Genomic DNA, 20,752 nt, shown 5'->3' with positions numbered 1-20,752 from the left:
AAACTGACAAGAGTCAGTGCACGACAGGGAACCAGTGAGCTAGACGACCATATGGGAGTTTAGCTCAGCTGGGAGAGCATCTGCCTTACAAGCAGAGGGTCAGCGGTTCGATCCCGTTAACTCCCATTCAAGCGGGTGTAGTTTAGTGGTAAAACTACAGCCTTCCAAGCTGTTGTCGCGAGTTCGATTCTCGTCACCCGCTTTGAACTTTTGTTCAATTTTCACCAAGTTGTTTAACTTGGGCGCGTAGCTCAGGTGGTTAGAGCGCACGCCTGATAAGCGTGAGGTCGGTGGTTCGAGTCCACTCGTGCCCATTAATAGTATGGTCCGTTGGTCAAGGGGTTAAGACACCGCCTTTTCACGGCGGTAACACGGGTTCGAATCCCGTACGGACTATATTTTTGGAGGATTACCCAAGTCCGGCTGAAGGGAACGGTCTTGAAAACCGTCAGGCGTGTAAAAGCGTGCGTGGGTTCGAATCCCACATCCTCCTTTTTTAAAATTAACGCGGGATGGAGCAGCTCGGTAGCTCGTCGGGCTCATAACCCGAAGGTCGTAGGTTCAAATCCTGCTCCCGCAATTTGGCTCGGTAGCTCAGTTGGTAGAGCAATGGATTGAAGCTCCATGTGTCGGCGGTTCGATTCCGTCTCGCGCCATCAATTCAATAATCAGGAAGGGTAGCGAAGAGGCTAAACGCGGCGGACTGTAAATCCGCTCCTTCGGGTTCGGGGGTTCGAATCCCTCCCCTTCCATCCTTTACGGGCATAGTTTAAAGGTAGAACTAAGGTCTCCAAAACCTTCAGTGTGGGTTCAATTCCTACTGCCCGTGTTAATAATTATGGCGGGTGTGGTGAAGTGGTTAACACACCAGATTGTGGCTCTGGCATGCGTGGGTTCGATCCCCATCACTCGCCTATTTATTATTTACATTATTGGGGTATAGCCAAGCGGTAAGGCAAGGGACTTTGACTCCCTCATGCGTTGGTTCGAATCCAGCTACCCCAGTTAAATTTATGCCGGCGTGGCGGAATTGGCAGACGCGCTGGACTCAAAATCCAGTGTCCGCAAGGACGTGCCGGTTCGACCCCGGCCGCCGGTATAGATTATAAAAGGAGTTTTACTCCTTTTTTTGTTTATTTTTTTTCTTTTTTGTGATATAATTAACCGGTAAAGTTTCTGTTAGGGGATTAGAAGGAGTTTATTTTGTCTGAAGTTGCAAATAAAATCGATCGTTTTTTAAATTCTATTTTATTGTTATCTGAGAATCAGCATGAGATTTTAGTTGGTTCTTGTACTAGTGGTGTTTCATTAACCAACACTCAGGAACATATTCTGATGCTGGTTGCTGATGAAGCTCTAACTAATTCTGTCTTAGCTAAAAAATTGAATGTCAGTCAGGCAGCGATCACGAAAGCCGTGAAGCCCTTATTAAGTCAGGGGATGCTGGAGACTTATCGAGATGAAAATGATGCTCGGGTTCTCTTTTATCGCTTAACTGAAATTGGTAAGCCGATTGCATTAGAGCATCAGCACCACCATCAGCATACCCTTCACACTTATGAGGATGTCTTGTCGAAGTTTACTAAGAATGAGCAAGGGGTCATTTCGCGGTTTTTAGATTTATTGGAAGAGGAGTTATAGTTTGAGGTATATTACGGTTTCAAATTTATCGTTTTTTTATGATCGAGAACCGGTTCTGGAAGGGATAAATTACTACTTAGATAGTGGAGAGTTTGTTACGCTGACTGGTGAGAATGGGGCTGCTAAGTCAACCTTGATTAAGGCTAGCCTTGGCATCTTACAGCCTAAGGTTGGGACTGTTGAGATTTCAAAGACGAATGTTAAGGGAAAGAAGTTAAGGATTGCTTATTTGCCGCAACAAATTGCTAGTTTTAATGCAGGGTTTCCAAGTACGGTCTATGAATTTGTGAAGTCAGGTCGGTACCCTCGTAAAGGATGGTTTCGAAAGTTGAATGAGCACGATGAAAAACATATTCTGAAGAGTTTAGAATCTGTTGGGATGCTGGAGTTCAAGGATCGAGCGATTGGTTCTTTGTCTGGTGGTCAGAAACAGCGGGCTGTCATTGCTCGGATGTTTGCTTCAGATCCGGATATCTTTGTTTTAGATGAACCTACGACAGGGATGGATGCAACGACAAAGAGTGATTTTTATGAGTTGATGCATCACAGTGCGCATCACCATCAAAAATCTGTTTTGATGATTACGCATGATCCTGAAGAGGTTAACCAATTTGCGGATCGGAATATTCATTTGGTTCGTGACCAAAGCTCTCCTTGGAGATGTTTTAATGTCCATGATACTGAAGGGGAGGGTGACCATGCTTGATTTGTTCCAGTATGATTTTATGCAGCGAGCCTTGTTGGCCATGGTTGCCATGAGTCTTTTTTCTCCGGTATTAGGGATTTTCTTGATTTTAAGACGGCAGAGTCTTATGAGTGATACGCTGAGTCACGTTTCTCTTGCGGGTGTCGCTTTTGGGCTTTTCCTAGGGATCTCTCCAACGTTTTCGACCATGATCATTGTTATTATTGCCGCCGTCTTTCTAGAATATTTGAGGACCTTATTTAAAGACTTTATGGAAATTGGGACGGCGATTTTAATGTCAACTGGTCTCGCTCTGGCTTTGGTCCTGATGCGTGGTGGTGGCAAGAGTTCCATGAGTTTGGATCAGTATTTGTTTGGCTCGACCTTAACGATTACAGATGAGCAGGTGTTTGCTTTGTTTGTGATTGCTTTTGTTGTATTGGGCTTGACCGCTTTATTCTTGCGTCCCATGTATATCTTGACCTTTGATGAAGATACGGCCTTTGTGGATGGCCTGCCTGTCAGGACCATGTCCATCTTATTTAATGTGGTGACAGGGGTTGCTATAGCTTTGATGATTCCTGCAGCAGGATCGTTATTGGTTTCAACCATCATGGTCTTGCCGGCTAGTATTGCCCTGAAACTAGGGAAGAACTTCCGTGGGGTTATGCTGATTGCGGTTATCATTGGCTTTATCGGGATGTTTAGTGGGTTGATTTTGTCTTATATTGCAGATACACCAGCAAGTGCCAGCATCACGCTTTTATTTGTGGCCCTGTTCTTGCTTGTGAATCTTGGATCACGTTTGAGGAAGTAAATATGAAATTTAAAAAAATAGGTTTAATGTTGTTGGTGGCTTTTACCCTTATCTTGACTGCTTGTGGCAAAAGTCAGAGTCAAAATGGAAAATTAAAAGTGATGACCACTTTTTATCCTGTTTATGATTTTACAAAAAATATTGTCGGAGATGAAGGAACGGTAGACCTGCTCATTGGAGCGGGATCAGAGCCTCATGAATATGAATTGTCTGCTAAGGGGCGGGCTATGATTCAAGATTCGGATGTTTTCGTCTATGAGAATGAAAACATGGAAACGTGGGTTCCAAATCTTTTGAAATCAATGAAGGATAAGAAAACCAAAGTGATCGATGCCACCAAGGGCATGGTCTTGCTTCCTGGATTGGAAGAGGAACATGAACACGAAGGGGGCGAAGAACACCATCATGAATATGATCCTCACCTTTGGCTCTCTCCACATCGTGCCATGAAGATGGTAGAGTCGATTCGCGATCAGTTGGTCGCAGCTTATCCAGATAAGAAAAAGACGTTTGAGAAAAATGCGCAAGCCTATCTGAAGAAGTTACAGGCTTTGGATCAAGCTTATCAGGATGGCTTGAAAGATGCTAAGCAAAAGAATTTTGTGACTCAACACGCGGCTTTCCGTTACTTGGCCTTGGATTATGGCTTAAACCAAGTGGCTATTTCAGGGATTTCACCTGATAGCGAACCTTCTGCTGCACGATTACGTGAATTGACAGAGTATATCAAGAAAAATGAGATCAAGGTGATTTACTTTGAGGAAAATGCTTCTAAGTCTTTGGCGAAAACCTTGTCTTCTGAAGCTGGTGTTGAGTTGGCTGTCTTAAATCCTTTGGAAAGCCTGACGGATCAAGAAATGAAAGATGGCGAAGACTACGTGTCTGTTATGAAGGAGAATCTGAAGGCACTAGAGAAAACCACATCCCAAGCTGGTAAGGATATTCAACCGGAACATGAGGAAGATTCTAAGACGGTTCAAAAAGGCTATTTCGAGGATAACCAAGTGAAGGATCGTAGCTTGGCAAATTACGCGGGTGATTGGCAATCGGTTTATCCATACTTGCAGGATGGAACTTTGGATCAGGTCTTTGATTATAAGGCAAAATTAAATCCAACCATGACTGCTGCTGAGTATAAGGAATATTATACCAAGGGTTACCAAACAGATATTGATCGGATTAAGATTGATAAGGATTCAATGGAGTTTTATCAAAAAGGATCTTCTAAGAAATATACCTATAAATACGTAGGTAAGCACATTTTGACTTATAAGAAGGGGAATCGTGGTGTTCGTTATCTCTTTGAAGCCAAGGAGAGCGATGCGGGAGACTTCAAATATGTTCAATTTAGTGACCATGAAATCACTCCAGTAAAGGCAGCTCACTTCCACATTTTCCATGGAGGAAAGAGTCAAGAAGCGCTTTATGATGAGTTGGAAAATTGGCCAACTTATTATCCTTCCAACTTATCTGGTTTAGAAGTGGCACAGGAAATGCTGGCTCACTGAAAGTAGTATTTAAAGAGAGATTGGGATGTATTATCCCGGTCTTTTTTGATCCGAAATAGGAAGTAGAGCTTGTCAAATGTTTGAAAATACGTTACAATGAAGGGGCTTTAAACTAAAAAATGTATGGGGAATTTTAAATGAAAAAAGTTGGTGCAATTCTGGTGAGTTTTCTTAGTGTGCTCCTGTTGGTGGCTTGTTCGCAACAGAGCGCGAGTAAGAAATCAGATTCTTCTTCTAGTCAAACGAATGCTTCTTCTGAGGTGAAAAAGACGACAGCTTCTAGTTCAGAAGTGAAGGAGAAAGAAAAAAAAGAAGAGAAAAAAGAAGAGAAGAAAATGGATCTTGAGGCTATTGCTAATGGGGATTACAGCAGTATTGCTGGTGTCTGGCAAGATGATAAAGGAAACAAGCTGGTCTTTAACGACAAAGGGTTGGTTTCACAAGAGTTAGAGGGCTATGGTGCTTCTTTGACGGATTATGGGACAGCCTCAGAAGGCATTTATGGTGGTCGTGATGGGGGATTCTTGTTGGAGTATATCCCTGCAGGAGTGACCATTGGTGATCAGGTCGATGATCAAGGACAAGTCGTCTTTAAGGATACATCCGATGCCTCTAAGAACCGCTTGTGGTCTGGTGTTGGAATCGCTAGTTTTGGGGAACAAGGATCGATCTACTATCATGTAGGAGATGAATAATAGAAAAAAGAGAGTGGGACAGAAATCGGTAATTCGTTAGAATTCGATTTTGTCGTCCCACCTCCGCACAGTTGAGTAGGGCTGTAAAAGCTGATGAAATCAGCGTAGTAGATCCCACTCAACCACTGCGTCTTGCTCAGCAATCCAAAGACAATTGAGAGGCTAGGACTTTTGTCCCAGCCTCTTTTTCTTATGGATGTGGGGGGAGCCAAGAAAGATCGAACTGAAGCAGCTGGGTTTCAAGGAGATCCTGATGGGAAATCTCTTGCTGGTCTTTGCCATCTAATCGGGCTTTTTGGATGAAATAGGCACCTGTAGTATGGGAGTTAGAGCAAATTTTGAGCTCATGGTTTGGAAGATGGAGAAGAACTTCTTTAAAGAGAGGGAGGCCCAGATCATAGATTGGTTTTCCTGGGCAGGTTGGGTAGAGTCCAAGGACCGACCAGATGTACCAAGCAGATAGGCTACCGTTGTCCTCATCACCTGGGTAGGCTTGGAAATCTTGATGGAAAGCTTGGGAACGGATCTGGTGGATAAGGAGATTGGTATATTCGGGGTGAAGACTATGGCGGAAGAGGTAGGGAATGTGAAAGCTAGGCTGATTGGAGATGGCGATCTGCCCAAATGGAGCCTGGGCCATCTCACTCATTTCGTGGATTTCATAGCCGTAACCTGTTGCTTCAAATTGAGGTCTTTGATTGGCCAGATCCAGCAGTCGTTGGGTGAAGGCTTTTTTACCGCCCATTAGCTCTATCAGGCCTGAGAGGTCGTGTAAGGCTCCAAAAGTAGCCTGGATTGCAGAGCATTCTGCATAATCTCCTCCCCAGCTGGTAGGAGAGAAGGGTTCTTTAAAGTTTCCATTGGTGGATCGCGCTCTCATGAAACCCGTTTGGGCATCGTACAATATTCGGTAGGAGAGACTGGAAGTAGCATACTGAGTAGCCGTTTCTGTCTGTCCTAAGTGTTTGGCGACGGTGGCAATGCAAAAATCACTATAAGCATAATCTAGGCTGTGGCTAACACTTTCGTGAAAATCATCGGGTAGGTAGCCAAGTAGCTTGTAGCTTTCATTGCCATGGCGACCAAAATGTTGCGTGGGATCCGTTTTTTGGGCTGTCTGGAGCATGGCTGTGAGCATGTTTTCATGTAGGTCTGGTGCGATCCCTTTTGTGACAGCATCTGCGAAGACTCCATCGATAAGGGTGCCTGGCATCATCCCTCGTTCATCTGGGGCCAACCATTTTGGTAGAAAACCAGTATCCTGGTAAGTGTTTAAAAATCCTTCGAGGAAGTGACGGTAGTAATCGGGGTAGACAAGGCTATAGAGCGGAAAAGACGTTCGGAAGAGATCCCAAAAACCGACATTCGTATAAGCTTTTCCTGGTTTGATTTCATTATGGGTGACATCCAGGTGCCAGTCATTTCCCTCGGTATCTGTTTCATAAAAAGTTTGAGGGAAAAGGAGGAGTCGGTACAGGCAGTGGTCGAAAAAGGCTTGATCACATCCTCCGTTATCTTTCACTTCAATTCGTTTTAGTAGCTGATTCCATTGATCGGCTGCTTCTTTTTTAGCTTTTTCTAAAGAAAGGTGAGGAAGATGGCTGTGAGCCATGTCTTGGGACAGATAAGAGCTTCCTAATTGGACGGTCACTTCATTGCTAGAAAAGGTGAGAAAAAGATCCTGATCGATGTGAGTGACAGTCTCGATTGGCTGACTAAATTGCCACTGGAGATAGAAAGAGTAGGAAGTATCTGCGGTATGGGCCTGATCCAGAATGTGGAAGTGACAGGTGTGGTCTGTAAGGGTCAAGTCCTCTAGTTCATTTGCTGCATGAAAGCAGAGAGTCAATTTTTCTGGCGCTTGAAAGCGCATGACAGCCCCGTAGCGGCTTGGAACCAGCTCGCTTTGAATCTGATAACGTTCCGAAAAAATACGGAGGTAGTGGGGCTGAAAAAGAGCTTCTTTCAGCGAATAACTGCTCTGGCGACGGAAGAGGTCGAAACTTGTAACTTCTCCTGTGATGGGAGTGATGAGACACCAAGCGTAGTCTCCGATCCAAGGACTAGGCTGGTGGGTGAGGCGAAACCCCTGAAAAATAGGGAGATTGGGGTTGAAAAACCAAGCTCCTTGTTCGTGTGTCGTCTGAGGAAGAAAGTAGTTCATTCCAAAAGGAACTCCGGTATAAGGGAGGGTGTTTCCGTGCGAATAGTGGGGATGATTATCGCTTCCCCAGCGGGTATCAATGGTTTGGCAAGTAGTGTGCATCTGGTCTCCTTTTTCTTCATCAACCTTAAATGGTCTGTGATTTTCTTGGAACACGCAGTGGTATTTTCTTCATTGTATCAAAGTGTTGTCAAATATGATAGCGTTTTTATCAAATGGAAAATTTTGTAGAAAAAGGGCTATAGTTTGCGTATGTATTTCCCCATTGAAATCTTTTATACTGAATAGGAAAGAATCGATACGTGTGAGGAAAATAAATGACCTATTCAAAAGAAATTGTGCGAGAATGGCTGGACCAAGTAGCAGAACGTGCCAAGGAGTACCCTGAGTGGGTGGATGTCTTTGAACGTTGCTACACAGATACCTTAGACAATACAGTTGAAATTTTGGAAGATGGGTCAACCTTTGTGTTGACAGGGGATATCCCAGCTATGTGGTTGCGTGACTCTACTGCTCAATTGAGACCTTATCTTCATGTAGCTAAAAGAGATCCTCGTTTGCGCCAGACCATTGCTGGCTTGGTTAAACGTCAGATGACTTTGATTCTCAAGGATCCCTATGCTAACTCCTTCAACATTGAAGAGAACTGGAAGGGTCACCACGAGACCGACCATACAGATCTCAATGGCTGGATTTGGGAGCGCAAGTATGAAGTAGATTCGCTTTGCTATCCCTTGCAGTTGGCTTACCTCCTTTGGAAAGAAACTGGTGAGACTAGCCAATTTGATAAAACTTTTGTTACAGCGACCAAGGAGATCCTTCATCTTTGGACGGTAGAACAAGACCACAAGAATTCCCCTTATCGCTTTGTTCGGGATACGGATCGTAAGGAAGACACTTTGGTAAATGATGGCTTTGGTCCTGATTTTGCCGTGACAGGAATGACCTGGTCAGCCTTTCGTCCAAGTGATGATTGTTGCCAATATAGCTACTTGATTCCGTCAAATATGTTTGCAGTCGTTGTCTTAGGTTATGTCCAAGAGATCTTTGCAGAATTGAATCTAGCTGATAGCGAGAGCATTATTACTGATGCCAAACGTCTCCAAGCTGAGATCCAAGAAGGAATCGAAAACTACGCCTACACCACCAACAGCAAAGGTGAAAAGATCTACGCTTTTGAAGTAGACGGTTTGGGAAATGCTAGCATCATGGACGACCCTAACGTACCAAGTTTGTTGGCGGTTCCCTATCTTGGTTACTGTGATGTGAACGATGAAGTCTATCAAGCCACTCGTCGCACCATTCTGAGCCCTGAAAATCCATACTTTTATGAAGGAAAGTATGCTAGCGGTCTGGGAAGTTCTCATACCTTTTATCGCTATATCTGGCCGATTGCCCTATCTATCCAAGGATTAACAGCTACAGATAAAGCTGAGAAAAAATTCTTGCTAGATCAGCTCGTCGCCTGCGATGGTGGAACAGGTGTGATGCACGAAAGCTTCCACGTCGATGACCCGACTAAATACTCGCGTGAATGGTTCTCATGGGCCAACATGATGTTCTGCGAATTGGTCTTGGATTACCTGGATATTCGATAAAGAGTTTTAGCTCGATAGATTCTTGTAAAGAATCACAAATCTATTTTTAAATTTAAGTTAGAATGAGGTTTTACTTCATGGAAAATGTTGTTGTACATATTATTTCTCACAGTCACTGGGATCGTGAGTGGTATCTACCTTTTGAAAGTCACCGGATGCAATTGGTGGAACTTTTTGACAATCTTTTTGATCTTTTTGAAAATGATCCTGAATTCAAGAGTTTCCACTTGGATGGCCAAACCATCGTCCTTGATGATTATTTAGAAATTCGCCCTGAAAACCGTGACAAGGTGCAGCGTTATATCGACGAAGGCAAGCTCAAGATTGGTCCTTTTTATATCTTGCAGGATGACTACTTGATTTCCAGTGAAGCGAACGTCCGCAATACCTTGATTGGACAAGCGGAATGTGCTAAATGGGGCAAATCAACTCAAATCGGCTACTTCCCAGATACCTTTGGAAATATGGGGCAGGCTCCTCAAATCCTTCAAAAATCAGGGATTCACGTAGCAGCCTTTGGGCGCGGTGTCAAGCCGATTGGATTTGACAACCAAGTCCTCGAAGATGAACAGTTTACCTCTCAATTCTCTGAGATGTATTGGCAGGGGGCGGATGGAAGCCGTGTACTCGGCATTCTTTTTGCCAACTGGTACAGTAACGGGAATGAAATTCCAGTGGATAAAGATGAGGCTTTGACTTTCTGGAAGCAAAAATTGGCAGACGTTCGTGACTACGCATCGACCAACCAATGGTTGATGATGAACGGCTGTGACCACCAACCGGTTCAACGAAACTTGAGTGAAGCCATTCGCGTGGCCAACGAACTCTTCCCTGACGTGACCTTTATTCATAGCTCCTTTGATGAATATGTGCAAGCAGTGGAAAGTGCGCTCCCTGAACAATTATCAACGGTTACAGGAGAATTGACCAGCCAGGAAACCGATGGTTGGTACACTCTGGCAAATACCTCTTCTTCACGCGTTTACCTCAAACAAGCCTTCCAAGAAAACAGCAATTTGCTAGAGCAAGTGGTGGAACCTTTGACCATTATCACTGGTGGCCATAACCACAAGGATCAATTGACCTATGCTTGGAAGACCCTCTTGCAAAATGCACCACACGATAGTATTTGTGGATGTAGTGTGGATGATGTTCACCGTGAAATGGAAGTTCGTTTTGCCAAGGTCAATCAAGTCGGAAACTTTGTCAAGACCAACCTTCTCAATGAGTGGAAAGAGAAATTAGCGACTCAGAAAGCCCAGAGTGATAAGCTCTTTACGGTGATTAACACTGGCTTGCATGGCAAGGTGGACACTGTCAGCACGGTTATTGATGTAGCGGTTTGTCCATTTAAGGAATTGCACCCGACAGAGGGCTTCAAGAAAATGGCTGCTTTGACCTTGCCAGACTATCATGTAGAGGATTTAGATGGTCATCTTGTAGAAGCGGAGATTGAAGATTTGGGGGCAAGTTTTGGCTATACCTTGCCAAAGGATAAATTCCGTCAACCTTATATAGCGCGTCAAGTGCGCGTGACGGTTCCGGTTCACCTAGCGCCTCTTTCTTGGACAACCTTCCAGCTCCTAGAAGGAAAAGCTTCCCATCATGACGGTCTGTTCCAAAATGGGGTGATCGATACACCATTTGTAACCCTTAGTATCGATGATGGTTTGACCCTCTATGATAAAACGACCAATGAGGCTTATGAGGATTTCCTTCGCTTCGAAGATCGTGGTGATATCGGAAATGAATATATCTACTTCCAACCAAAAGGAACAGAGCCAATCTTTGCTCAACTGAAAGGTTATGAAGTTCTAGAAAACAATGCTAGCTATGCCAAAATCTTGCTCAAGCATGACTTTACCATTCCAGTCAGCGCGGATGAACAATTGGATGCGGAGCAAAGAGGCATTATCGAGTTTATGAACCGTAAGGCAAGCCGCTCAGAAGAGCTGACAACCATCCCTCTTGAAACGGAGATGACCATCTTTGTAGATGACCCGCAAATTCGCTTCAAGACGCGCTTTACCAATACTGCTAAAGACCACCGTATCCGCCTCTTGGTCAAGACTCACAATACGCGTCCAAGTAATGATTCAGAAAGTATCTATGAGGTGGTGACACGGCCAAATAAACCGGCTGCTTCTTGGGAAAATCCTGAAAATCCCCAACACCAGCAAGCTTTCGTCAGCTTGTATGATGACGTCAAGGGGGTAACAGTAGCCAATAAAGGTTTACATGAATATGAAATTTTAGGGGATGACACCGTTGCCGTGACCATTCTTCGGGCTTCTGGAGAACTTGGTGACTGGGGCTATTTCCCAACACCAGAAGCACAATGCTTGCGGGATTTTGAGGTGGAATATGCAGTGGAATGTCATCAAGCTCAGGGCCGCTTCTCAGCTTATCGCCGAGCTAAGGCTTTACAGACACCGATGACTAGCCTCCAAGTTGCAAAACAAGAGGGTAGCGTTGCAGCAACGGGAAGTCTCTTTAACCATCCGGCACTGAACTTGCCACAAGTATGTCCAACAGCCTTTAAAGTTGCTGAAAATGAAGAAGGCTACGTCCTTCGTTACTACAACATGAGTCAAGAAAATGTGCGCGTGTCAGAAGGGCAACAAACGGTTGTCGATCTTCTGGAGCAACCGTATCCTATCCATACAGGACTATTGGCACCACAGGAAATTCGTACAGAACTCATTCAAAAAGAAGAAATTTAATTTCAAAAAGTAAACATAAAAAGAAAGGAGGAGCGAAAAAGTAAGAACCAACTGCTGATTCGCTCCTTTTTGCAGGTGAAAGCAATGACCATTGCAACAATTGATATCGGAGGGACTGGTATTAAGTTTGCTAGTCTAACTCCTGATGGAAAGATTTTAGATAAGACCAGCACCCCAACTCCAGAGACTCTAGAAGAGTTGCTAGCTTGGTTGGACCAACGTTTGTCAGAACAGGACTATCGTGGGATTGCTATGAGTGTTCCAGGAGCGGTCAATCAAGAAACAGGAGTGATTGAGGGGATTAGTGCCATTCCTTACATTCATGGATTTTCATGGTACCAGGCCCTTGCTCATCACCAGCTACCTGTCCATCTAGAAAATGATGCCAACTGTGTTGGACTAAGTGAACTGCTAGCTCATCCTGAGATTGAAAATGCAGCCTGTGTTGTCATTGGCACAGGGATTGGTGGGGCTATGATTATCAATGGTAAGCTTCACCGTGGTCGCCATGGTTTGGGTGGTGAGTTTGGCTACATGACAACCATCGAACCAGCAGAAAAACTTAACAACTGGTCGCAACTAGCTTCTACAGGGAACATGGTTCGCTATGTCATCGAAAAATCAGGTCAGTCAGACTGGGATGGTCGTAAGGTTTATCAAGAGGCTGCAGCTGGCAATGCCCTTTGCCAAGAAGCCATTGAGCGGATGAATCGTAATCTAGCTCAAGGACTCCTCAATATTCAGTACCTGATCGACCCAGATATCATTAGCCTAGGTGGCTCTATCAGTCAGAACCCAGATTTTATCAAAGGGGTGCAAAAAGCGGTAGACGTCTTTGTGGAAAGATATGAAGAGTATACAATTGCGCCAGTGATCCAAGCTTGCACCTATCAGGCAGATGCCAATCTCTACGGTGCCCTTGTCAACTGGTTACAGGAGGAAAAGCAATGGTAAGTTTTACAGGACTTAGTCCCAAACAAGCCCAAGCTATCGAAGCATTAAAAAATCACATTTCCCTACCAGATGTAGAAGTGGCAGTCGCCCAGTCTGACCGAGCCTCTCTCTCTATCAAGGGTGAGGGCGGAAACTATCAATTGACCTATCGCAAACCTCACCAACTCTATCGCGCCTTGTCTGTTCTCGCAACAGCTTTAGAAGAAGGTGATAAGGTAGAGATTGAAGAACAAGCGGCTTATGAAGATTTAGCCTACATGGCTGACTGTTCGCGAAATGCAGTTCTAAATGTTGCATCTGCCAAGCAGATGATTGAAGTCTTGGCTCTCATGGGTTATTCAAGCTTTGAGCTCTACATGGAAGACACCTATCAGATTGAAGGGCAACCCTATTTTGGTTATTTCCGCGGGGCTTATTCAGCTGAAGAATTACAGGAAATCGAAGCCTATACCCAGCAGTTTGACATGACTTTTGTACCTTGTATTCAGACCTTGGCCCACTTGTCAGCCTTTGTCAAATGGGGTGTCAAAGAAGTGCAGGAACTCCGTGATGTAGAGGACATTCTCCTCATCGGCGAAGAAAAAGTTTACGACCTAATTGACGGCATGTTTGCGACGTTGTCTAAGCTCCAAACACGCAAGGTCAATATCGGGATGGATGAAGCCCACTTGGTTGGTTTGGGACGCTATCTCATCTTAAACGGTGTTGTGGATCGTAGCCTCCTCATGTGCCAACATTTGGAGCGCGTGCTGGATATTGCAGACAAGTATGGTTTCCACTGCCAGATGTGGAGCGATATGTTCTTTAAACTCATGTCAGCAGATGGCCAGTACGACCGTGATGTCGAAATTCCAGAAGAAACGCGCGTTTATCTTGACCGTCTAAAAGACCGTGTGACCTTGGTTTATTGGGATTATTACCAAGATAGCGAGGAAAAATACAACCGCAACTTCGGTAACCACCACAAGATTAGCCAGGATATTGCCTTTGCAGGTGGTGCCTGGAAGTGGATTGGTTTCACACCACACAACCATTTCAGTCGTCTCATCGCTGTCGAAGCTAACAAAGCCTGCCGTGCTAATCAGATCAAGGAAGTCATTGTGACGGGTTGGGGAGATAATGGTGGTGAAACAGCTCAGTTCTCTATTCTGCCAAGTCTACAAATCTGGGCAGAACTCAGCTATCGCAATGATTTAGAGCGTTTATCTGCTCACTTCAAGACCAATACAGGTCTATCGGTTGAGGACTTTATGCAGCTGGATTTGGCCAACCTCTTGCCAGACCTACCAGATAATCTCAGTGGGATCAATCCCAACCGTTATGTTTTTTATCAGGATGTTCTCTGTCCGATTCTTGACAAGCACATGACACCTGAACAGGACAAGCCCCACTTTGCTAAGGCTGCTGAGACCCTTTCGGACATTACAGAAAAAGCAGGCACCTATGCTTATCTTTTCGAAACTCAGGCACAGTTGAATGCCATTTTAAGTAGTAAAGTGGATGTGGGACGACGCATTCGTCAAGTCTATCAAACAGGTGATAAAGAGAGCTTGCAACAAATTGCTAGGGAAGAATTGCCAAAATTAAGAAGCCAGATTGAAACCTTCCACAAGCTCTTTAGCCAGCAATGGTTGAAAGAAAACAAGGTCTTTGGTTTGGATACAGTAGATATCCGTATGGGAGGCCTCTTGCAACGAATCAAGCGAGCAGAAAGCCGTATGGAGGACTATCTAGCTGGTTCTATCTCACGTATCGATGAGTTGGAAGTAGAGATTTTGCCATTCAACGATTTCTACGCAGACAAGGATTTCGCAGCCACAACGGCTAATCAGTGGCATACCATTGCAACAGCGTCAACTATTTATACAACGTAAAAAATGCCAAATTGGATGACAGATGTCTTATCCACGGTCGATAGGAGTAGAAGAGGAGCTGTGTTTACAATCGCCCTTTTCTGCTCCTTTTTTAAAGCTATGTCATAAATTTGTAGAATTTTTTCTATAATTAGGAGTTTGAAAATAGAAAATGGCTATCTTATAATAAGTATTGTAAACGCTACCAAACCAAAAACACGCTCAAGGCTCAAAGGGGGGAGTTAAATGAAAAAGTTTGTAAGGACTCTGAGAGAAAATTTCATTTTTCTTTTAATGGTCTTACCTGGTGCAGCGTGGTTAATCTTATTCTTCTATATTCCGGTTTTTGGGAATATCGTAGCATTTAAGGACTATCATATTACAGGAGAAGGCTTCATCGACAGTGTCATGAAGAGTAAATGGGTTGGCTTTGACAACTTCAAGTTCCTCTTTAGTTCCAAAGATGCCTACATTATTACAAGAAATACGGTCTTGTACAACTTAGGATTTATCTTCTTAGGATTGATTGTTTCCGTTGGGATCGCCATCATCTTTAGTGAGTTGAGATCAAAAAGAGTGGTCAAGGTGCTTCAAACCTCCATGCTCTTCCCATACTTCCTATCATGGGTTATCATCAGCTTCTTCACCGATGCCTTCCTGAACGTGGACAAAGGATTGGTCAACCACATCTTAACTTCACTTGGCATGAAGGCCATCAATTTCTATTCAGAATTGTGGATCTGGCCAGCGCTTCTCCTCTTCTTAGGAATTTGGAAAGGCTTTGGTTATAGCAGTGTCATGTACTATGCAACCATCATGGGAATTGACCCAACTTACTATGAAGCAGCGACCGTGGATGGTGCGTCTAAGTGGCAACGCATTCGCAATATCACCATTCCTCAGTTGTCTTCCTTGATTACGGTCTTGACCATTCTTGCAGTCGGAAATATCTTCCGCGCAGACTTCGGTCTCTTCTACCAAATCCCGCATAATGCTGGAGCGCTCTATAGTGTGACCAACGTTATTGATGTTTATGTCTACAACGGTTTGACCAAGTCAGGGGATATCGGGATGACAGCAGCAGCCGGTCTTTACCAATCGGTAGTAGGTTTGGTTCTTGTTTTAATCTCAAATATCATTGCCCGTCGCATTGATAAGAATGCCGCTCTCTTCTAGAAAGGAGGATCATATGAAAAAATCAACCATTCAAAAAGAAAAAATTGATAATGTCGGGATCCATTCTTTCAGTAAGAAGAGCAACTTCTTCTTTACCTTGTTGTTGACCTTAGTCGGATTGACCTGTGTACTTCCCTTCATCTTCGTTGTCATGATCTCTTTGACAGACGAACAAAGTTTGGCAGTCCATGGATTCCAATTCTGGCCAGCAAAATTTGGATTTGATGGTTACCTTTTCTTGGTACAGTTCAAAGAAAAAATCTTGCAAGCCCTCTTCATTACCTTGTTTGTGACCATTGTGGGAACAGCATGTAATGTCTTTATCACAACAACCTATGCTTATGCTATCTCACGGAGTACCTTTAAATACCGCAAGTTCTTTACCGTATTTTCACTCCTTAGTATGCTCTTTAGTGCAGGGTTGGTACCAAGCTATATTGTCACCACTCAACTCTTGCAATTGGGTGATACCATCGGGGCTTTGATCATCCCAATGTTGCTTAGCCCATTCAACATCATCTTGATGCGGACTTTCTTTAAACGGACCATTCCAGAAGCCATTCTTGAATCTGCTCGGATCGATGGAGCAAGTGAAACACGGATTTTCTTCCAAATTTGCTTGCCACTCTCTCTACCAGGGATTGCGACTATTAGTCTCTTCACCGCTTTAGGATTCTGGAACGACTGGTTCAACGCCCTTCTCTATATTAAGAGTGACAACCTTTACCCATTGCAATACCTCTTGATGCAAATCCAAAACAATATGGATTACATCGCTAAAAATGTCGGGGTATCTGGCCAATTGGCAGGAGCTGTACAATCCATCCCACGGGAAACAGGACGTATGGCTATGGTGGTTGTGGCAACAGTGCCAATCGCCATTCTCTATCCATTCTTCCAACGCTACTTTGTAAAAGGCTTGACCATCGGTGGTGTGAAAGAATAGGAAAACAAGTGAAAATCGACAAGATTTTCAACTCATAACTTAGTCTAAAAAGAAAATAACATAAAGGAGATTTTTCTTATGAAAAATTGGAAAAAATACGCGTTAGCATCTGCTAGTGTCATTGCTCTTGGAGCTACTCTTGCTGCTTGTGGAAGCCTTACAGGTAACAACAAGAAATCAGCAACAACTGAAGACGGTAAACCAATCATCAAGATGTACCAAATCGGTGACAAACCAGATAACTTGGATGTTCTTCTTAAAAATGCCAACAAGATCATTGAAAAGAAAGTTGGCGCAAAATTGGATATCCAATATCTTGGTTGGGGTGACTACGCACAAAAAATGAACGTCATCATCTCATCTGGTGAAAACTATGATATTGCCTTTGCCAACAACTACGTTATCAATGCTCAAAAAGGTGCCTATGCTGACTTAACAGACTTGTACAAGAAAGAAGGGAAAGACCTTTACAAAGCACTTGACCCAGCATACATCAAAGGGAACACTGTAAATGGCAAGATCTATGCTGTTCCAGTAGCAGCCAACGTTGCATCTTCTCAAAACTTTGCCTTCAACGGACCACTTGTTGAAAAATATGGTATCGACATCTCAAACGTCAAAGACTATGCTTCTCTTGAACCAGTCTTGAAAGCCATTAAAGAAAAAGATCCAAACGTTGTTCCATTTGCAATGAACAAGAGCTACGGTGGACCTTCAGATGACTTCGACTATGTAGCTGTTGATGGACTTCCATTCGTTGTTGACTTGAAAGGTGACACTACGAAGATTGTTGACCGTTACACAATCCCTCGTTATGTAGAAAACTTGAAGACTCTTCACAAATACTACGAAGCAGGATACATTCCAAAAGACGTAGCTACAAGCGATACTGGATATGACCTTTCTCAAGATACTTGGTTGGTACGTGAAGAAACAGTAGGACCTGCTGACTACGGTAACAGCTTGCTTACTCGTGTAGCAAACCGTAAGATCGACATCAAACCATTTACTGAACTCTATAAGAAGAACAACACCACTCAAGTAGCTAACTTTGTTATCTCAAATAACTCTAAGAACAAAGAAAAAGCGATGGAAGTGTTGAACCTCTTGAACACTAATCCAGAACTCTTGAACGGACTTGTTTATGGACCAGAAGGCAAGAACTGGGAAAAAGTTGACGGCAAAGAAAACCGTGTCAAAGTCTTGGATGGCTACAACGGAAACACTCACATGTCTGGATGGAACACTGGTAACAACTGGATTCTTTACATCAACGAAAATGTAACGGATGAACAAATTGCACAATCTAAGAAAGACTTGGAAACTGCAAAAGAATCTCCAGCACTTGGCTTCATCTTTAACACTGATAAAGTGAAATCAGAAATCACTGCTCTTACAAATACTTTGAACCAATTCGCAGGTGCGATCAATACTGGTACTGTGGATCCTGAAGTAGAAGTTCCTAAGATGCTTGAAAAATTGAAATCAGAAGGTGCTTACCAAAAAGTGCTTGACGAAATGCAAAAACAATACGACGAATTTCTTGCTTCTAAAAAATAAGAAATAGGTCGTGTGAAAAGGCTTTGGGGCTGTCTCCAAGGCCTTTTCACTCCTCTATGAAAACAGATCTTGGAAATGAAAATTGAGATTTCAATATAAGAATGCAAATATGAGGAAAGCGTTTTATTTTTATGATATAATAGAATGACTAATTGGAAAAGAGGCTGAAAGATGGGGAAAATCATCGAGTTCATTTTTACGAGAGTCTATGTTGCTATGCTGGTAACAGGGATTTTTTGGGTTTTGACGATCTGTGGGGGTGTTCTGCTAGGAGTAGGACCAGCCAGTGCCACTATCATGAGCCTCTATGCGGAAAATGGCATGAACTACAAAGACTATCATTGGTCACGCGCTTGGGAACTCTTCAAAGAAAATCTGGTTCCGGCTAATCAAGTCTTTTACACCTTCTTTGCCATTGAAGGAGTCCTCCTCTATGGCATGTACCTCATGATCCAGATTCCTCACTTGAATTTCTTCCAAATTTTGGTTCTCCTGTTTAATCTAGTTTTCCTCTTGGTTGCGCCTCTAGCTTACGCTGTTTATTTGAAATTACAAGTGCATTTTGCTCTCTCTTATGCCAACAGTATCAAGCTCAGTTTGATCGGAATGTTGCTGGACATTCGTCCGGTTCTGAAGCTCATCCTTGGAACAGCACTACTTGGCGTCATTAGCTACTATATGCCAGCCCTTCTCTTTTTTGTCTTGATCGGCGTCTGGCATTTCTTTGTCAATGATATCTTTGACCCTGTTTATCAAAATATCCACGAAAAATTGGTATCCTAACGATGAAAAAAATCTGGTTAAGTACGCTTTTAAAATTCTACGCCTATGTCATGGTGGTCATTTTGACCATTATGGGTCTCGTCGTAGCGGGGATCTCTTGGAAAAACCAGCAAGCTGAAGCCGATCGGATCGCCCAACGGGTCTTGACTGAAGTCGTGACGGATCTCGAGACCTCTTATCAGCGGGTCACACAAGAAGGGCGTAGTCTCGTTGAAAACCCTGCAAAGTTAGAAGGGGTTTATCGCTATTTTACCTTGTCACCATCGGAGTATGAGACCTGGCGGTTGAATGCCCAATTCCCTTCTTATATCCAATTGTCCCTACATAAGAATATTGACAGTCTCTATTTGAGCAATAAAAACATCGAGGGTATCGATGTCACCTTGTCGGATTACAAGACAGTATTTGTCTCTACCCGGCAATCGAAGGGGGGTAAGCAAGTTTCAGCGGACCATTACAAGGCTCCTGCGACAGCCATTCCGGTTCCTTTGACGGATCCGACTACGGGTGCTGGAGTTGGGATTGCTTATATGACTCTGGACCAGGAAATTTTGACGGCAGCGATTGACAATGCTAGAGGAGATCTACCGGTTGCTGTGCGGATCTTCACGCCCTTTGGGAAAGAAATGTACCATGAAGGGGATAAGGAGCAAGCAAAAGATGTTAAATGGCAAACCCGTAGCACGATCTATGGCTACAAGGTGGATGTAGTCGTTTCTGAAAGTTATTTGGTCAAGAAGGGTCTAGCTAACCTGACCACTTTTCTCTCCATTGCTTTCCTGATTTTCTTGATCCTGTACTTGTTATTACGGCAGATTTTCAAAAATTACCGGCGTCAAGTCCTCGATTTGGTCGATACCATGAATCAGATCAGTCAAGGCGATAGTGAACGTCGGATTGATACTTCGACGAAGGACCAAGAACTTTTGGTCATTGGTAATATGATCAATACCATGTTAGACAATATGGACAAGAACATTCGAGATATCTACCAGTTGCAGCTCAGCCAAAAAGATGCCAATATGCGGGCCCTACAAGCCCAGATCAATCCCCATTTCATGTACAATACACTGGAATTTATCCGGATGTATGCCGTCATGCAAGAGCAGGATGAATTGGGTGATATTATCTATGAGTTTAGTAGTCTTTTGCGCAATAATATCTCAGATGAGCGAGTGACGACGATTGAAAATGAGCTCGAATTTTGTCGCAAATACAGCTACCTCTGCATGGTACGTTATCCCAAATCGATTGCCTATGGCTTTAAGATCGATCCAGGTTTGGAAAAAATGAAGATTCCAAAATTCACCATCCAGCCTTTGGTCGAGAACTATTTTGCGCATGGAGTGGACCATAAACGCAAGGACAATGTGATCAGTGTCAAGGTCTTGCAAGGAGAAGGGCAGGTCATCATCTTGATCACTGATAATGGGCGTGGGATGAAAGAAGAACAGCTAGAAAGCATTCAAGAGATGCTAGCCAATCGCAATCCACGCTCAGAAATCGAAGAAAAGAGTGATCGGCAGTCCATCGGAATTGTCAATGTCCATGAACGCCTGCTACTCTATTTTGGAGATCGCTACCATATCCAAGTCTTCTCCCAACCTCACCATGGAGTGACCTATACGATTACCATTCAAGATGAATAA

At 43.6% G+C, this 20,752-nt stretch carries 15 protein-coding genes and 12 tRNA genes; 26 read left to right on the top strand and 1 reads right to left on the bottom strand.

The window, feature by feature from the left end; all coding sequences use genetic code 11:
- Positions 1-53: 53 nt before the first annotated feature.
- From ACVC7Q_RS06205 to ACVC7Q_RS06125, 17 genes are all read left to right on the top strand, one after another.
- A tRNA-Val gene (locus tag ACVC7Q_RS06205) sits at positions 54-126 on the top strand.
- 5 nt (positions 127-131) lie between these two features.
- Positions 132-202: transfer RNA gene (locus ACVC7Q_RS06200), tRNA-Gly, on the top strand.
- Positions 203-240: 38 nt separating this feature from the next.
- Positions 241-314, top strand: a tRNA-Ile gene (locus tag ACVC7Q_RS06195).
- A 10-nt stretch (positions 315-324) separates the two neighbouring features.
- Positions 325-396 (top strand) — tRNA-Glu (locus tag ACVC7Q_RS06190).
- Positions 397-403: 7 nt separating this feature from the next.
- Positions 404-493, top strand: a tRNA-Ser gene (locus ACVC7Q_RS06185).
- 13 nt (positions 494-506) lie between these two features.
- Positions 507-580, top strand: a tRNA-Met gene (locus tag ACVC7Q_RS06180).
- Positions 581-583: 3 nt separating this feature from the next.
- A tRNA-Phe gene (locus ACVC7Q_RS06175) sits at positions 584-656 on the top strand.
- Positions 657-671: 15 nt separating this feature from the next.
- Positions 672-752: transfer RNA gene (locus tag ACVC7Q_RS06170), tRNA-Tyr, on the top strand.
- Between the two features lie 6 nt (positions 753-758).
- A tRNA-Trp gene (locus ACVC7Q_RS06165) sits at positions 759-829 on the top strand.
- 12 nt (positions 830-841) lie between these two features.
- Positions 842-914, top strand: a tRNA-His gene (locus ACVC7Q_RS06160).
- 19 nt (positions 915-933) lie between these two features.
- Positions 934-1,005, top strand: a tRNA-Gln gene (locus tag ACVC7Q_RS06155).
- Positions 1,006-1,015: 10 nt separating this feature from the next.
- A tRNA-Leu gene (locus ACVC7Q_RS06150) sits at positions 1,016-1,099 on the top strand.
- A gap of 104 nt (positions 1,100-1,203) precedes the next feature.
- Entirely contained in the window at positions 1,204-1,641 is a 438-nt protein-coding gene (locus tag ACVC7Q_RS06145; protein WP_447265212.1) for a zinc-dependent MarR family transcriptional regulator, read from the top strand.
- A gap of 1 nt (position 1,642) precedes the next feature.
- Entirely contained in the window at positions 1,643-2,347 is a 705-nt protein-coding gene (locus tag ACVC7Q_RS06140; protein WP_155172837.1) for a metal ABC transporter ATP-binding protein, read from the top strand.
- Positions 2,340-3,143, top strand: coding sequence for a metal ABC transporter permease (locus ACVC7Q_RS06135; protein ID WP_447265211.1), 804 nt, complete (start codon positions 2,340-2,342; stop codon positions 3,141-3,143). The genes ACVC7Q_RS06140 and ACVC7Q_RS06135 overlap by 8 nt, the downstream gene beginning before the upstream one ends.
- Positions 3,144-3,145: 2 nt before the next feature.
- The gene (locus ACVC7Q_RS06130; protein WP_447265210.1) at positions 3,146-4,651 is read left to right on the top strand and encodes a zinc ABC transporter substrate-binding protein AdcA; all 1,506 of its coding nucleotides are present in this window, start codon (positions 3,146-3,148) and stop codon (positions 4,649-4,651) included.
- A gap of 137 nt (positions 4,652-4,788) precedes the next feature.
- Positions 4,789-5,346, top strand: a complete 558-nt coding sequence (locus tag ACVC7Q_RS06125) for a DUF6287 domain-containing protein (RefSeq protein WP_447265209.1) — start codon at positions 4,789-4,791, stop codon at positions 5,344-5,346.
- 190 nt (positions 5,347-5,536) lie between these two features.
- On the opposite strand, the gene ACVC7Q_RS06120 is transcribed toward ACVC7Q_RS06125, so the two are convergent.
- Positions 5,537-7,612: a GH92 family glycosyl hydrolase gene (locus tag ACVC7Q_RS06120; RefSeq protein ID WP_447265208.1), complete on the bottom strand. Its 2,076-nt coding sequence runs from the start codon at positions 7,610-7,612 to the stop codon at positions 5,537-5,539.
- 215 nt (positions 7,613-7,827) lie between these two features.
- Here ACVC7Q_RS06120 and ACVC7Q_RS06115 point away from each other — a divergent pair, with 215 nt between their 5' ends.
- The 9 genes from ACVC7Q_RS06115 (at position 7,828) to ACVC7Q_RS06075 (ending at position 20,752) form a co-directional block, all read left to right on the top strand.
- A complete protein-coding gene (locus tag ACVC7Q_RS06115; protein WP_447265207.1) occupies positions 7,828-9,108 on the top strand; it encodes a glycoside hydrolase family 125 protein in 1,281 nt (426 codons plus the stop codon).
- Between the two features lie 77 nt (positions 9,109-9,185).
- Positions 9,186-11,831 (top strand): alpha-mannosidase, encoded by a 2,646-nt coding sequence (locus tag ACVC7Q_RS06110; protein ID WP_447265206.1) that lies wholly within the window; start codon positions 9,186-9,188, stop codon positions 11,829-11,831.
- An 84-nt stretch (positions 11,832-11,915) separates the two neighbouring features.
- The gene (locus tag ACVC7Q_RS06105; RefSeq protein WP_447265205.1) at positions 11,916-12,785 is read left to right on the top strand and encodes an ROK family protein; all 870 of its coding nucleotides are present in this window, start codon (positions 11,916-11,918) and stop codon (positions 12,783-12,785) included.
- A complete protein-coding gene (locus tag ACVC7Q_RS06100) occupies positions 12,779-14,659 on the top strand; it encodes a beta-N-acetylhexosaminidase (RefSeq protein ID WP_447265204.1) in 1,881 nt (626 codons plus the stop codon). The genes ACVC7Q_RS06105 and ACVC7Q_RS06100 overlap by 7 nt, the downstream gene beginning before the upstream one ends.
- A gap of 225 nt (positions 14,660-14,884) precedes the next feature.
- Positions 14,885-15,814: an ABC transporter permease gene (locus ACVC7Q_RS06095; protein ID WP_049492090.1), complete on the top strand. Its 930-nt coding sequence runs from the start codon at positions 14,885-14,887 to the stop codon at positions 15,812-15,814.
- 13 nt (positions 15,815-15,827) lie between these two features.
- A complete protein-coding gene (locus ACVC7Q_RS06090; RefSeq protein ID WP_195529651.1) occupies positions 15,828-16,760 on the top strand; it encodes a carbohydrate ABC transporter permease in 933 nt (310 codons plus the stop codon).
- A gap of 78 nt (positions 16,761-16,838) precedes the next feature.
- Positions 16,839-18,320: an ABC transporter substrate-binding protein gene (locus tag ACVC7Q_RS06085; RefSeq protein WP_447265203.1), complete on the top strand. Its 1,482-nt coding sequence runs from the start codon at positions 16,839-16,841 to the stop codon at positions 18,318-18,320.
- Between the two features lie 171 nt (positions 18,321-18,491).
- Entirely contained in the window at positions 18,492-19,103 is a 612-nt protein-coding gene (locus ACVC7Q_RS06080) for a YesL family protein (protein ID WP_447265202.1), read from the top strand.
- Positions 19,104-19,105: 2 nt separating this feature from the next.
- Positions 19,106-20,752, top strand: a complete 1,647-nt coding sequence (locus tag ACVC7Q_RS06075) for a sensor histidine kinase (protein WP_447265201.1) — start codon at positions 19,106-19,108, stop codon at positions 20,750-20,752.

The sequence above is a fragment of the Streptococcus sp. W151 genome, assembly GCF_053010205.1.
Note: the sequence above shows the minus strand (reverse complement) of the source record. Positions and strands in the feature narration are given on the sequence as shown.

Bases quoted from the DNA above. Each gene is read 5' to 3' on its own strand.
- ACVC7Q_RS06110 (WP_447265206.1), top strand. From the start codon at position 9,186: ATGGAAAATGTTGTTGTACATATTATTTCTCACAGTCACTGGGATCGT.
- ACVC7Q_RS06135 (WP_447265211.1), top strand. From the start codon at position 2,340: ATGCTTGATTTGTTCCAGTATGATTTTATGCAGCGAGCCTTGTTGGCC.
- ACVC7Q_RS06125 (WP_447265209.1), top strand. From the start codon at position 4,789: ATGAAAAAAGTTGGTGCAATTCTGGTGAGTTTTCTTAGTGTGCTCCTG.
- ACVC7Q_RS06100 (WP_447265204.1), top strand. From the start codon at position 12,779: ATGGTAAGTTTTACAGGACTTAGTCCCAAACAAGCCCAAGCTATCGAA.
- ACVC7Q_RS06120 (WP_447265208.1), bottom strand. From the start codon at position 7,612: ATGCACACTACTTGCCAAACCATTGATACCCGCTGGGGAAGCGATAAT.
- ACVC7Q_RS06095 (WP_049492090.1), top strand. From the start codon at position 14,885: ATGAAAAAGTTTGTAAGGACTCTGAGAGAAAATTTCATTTTTCTTTTA.
- ACVC7Q_RS06115 (WP_447265207.1), top strand. From the start codon at position 7,828: ATGACCTATTCAAAAGAAATTGTGCGAGAATGGCTGGACCAAGTAGCA.
- ACVC7Q_RS06080 (WP_447265202.1), top strand. From the start codon at position 18,492: ATGGGGAAAATCATCGAGTTCATTTTTACGAGAGTCTATGTTGCTATG.
- ACVC7Q_RS06075 (WP_447265201.1), top strand. From the start codon at position 19,106: ATGAAAAAAATCTGGTTAAGTACGCTTTTAAAATTCTACGCCTATGTC.
- ACVC7Q_RS06090 (WP_195529651.1), top strand. From the start codon at position 15,828: ATGAAAAAATCAACCATTCAAAAAGAAAAAATTGATAATGTCGGGATC.
- ACVC7Q_RS06130 (WP_447265210.1), top strand. From the start codon at position 3,146: ATGAAATTTAAAAAAATAGGTTTAATGTTGTTGGTGGCTTTTACCCTT.
- ACVC7Q_RS06085 (WP_447265203.1), top strand. From the start codon at position 16,839: ATGAAAAATTGGAAAAAATACGCGTTAGCATCTGCTAGTGTCATTGCT.
- ACVC7Q_RS06105 (WP_447265205.1), top strand. From the start codon at position 11,916: ATGACCATTGCAACAATTGATATCGGAGGGACTGGTATTAAGTTTGCT.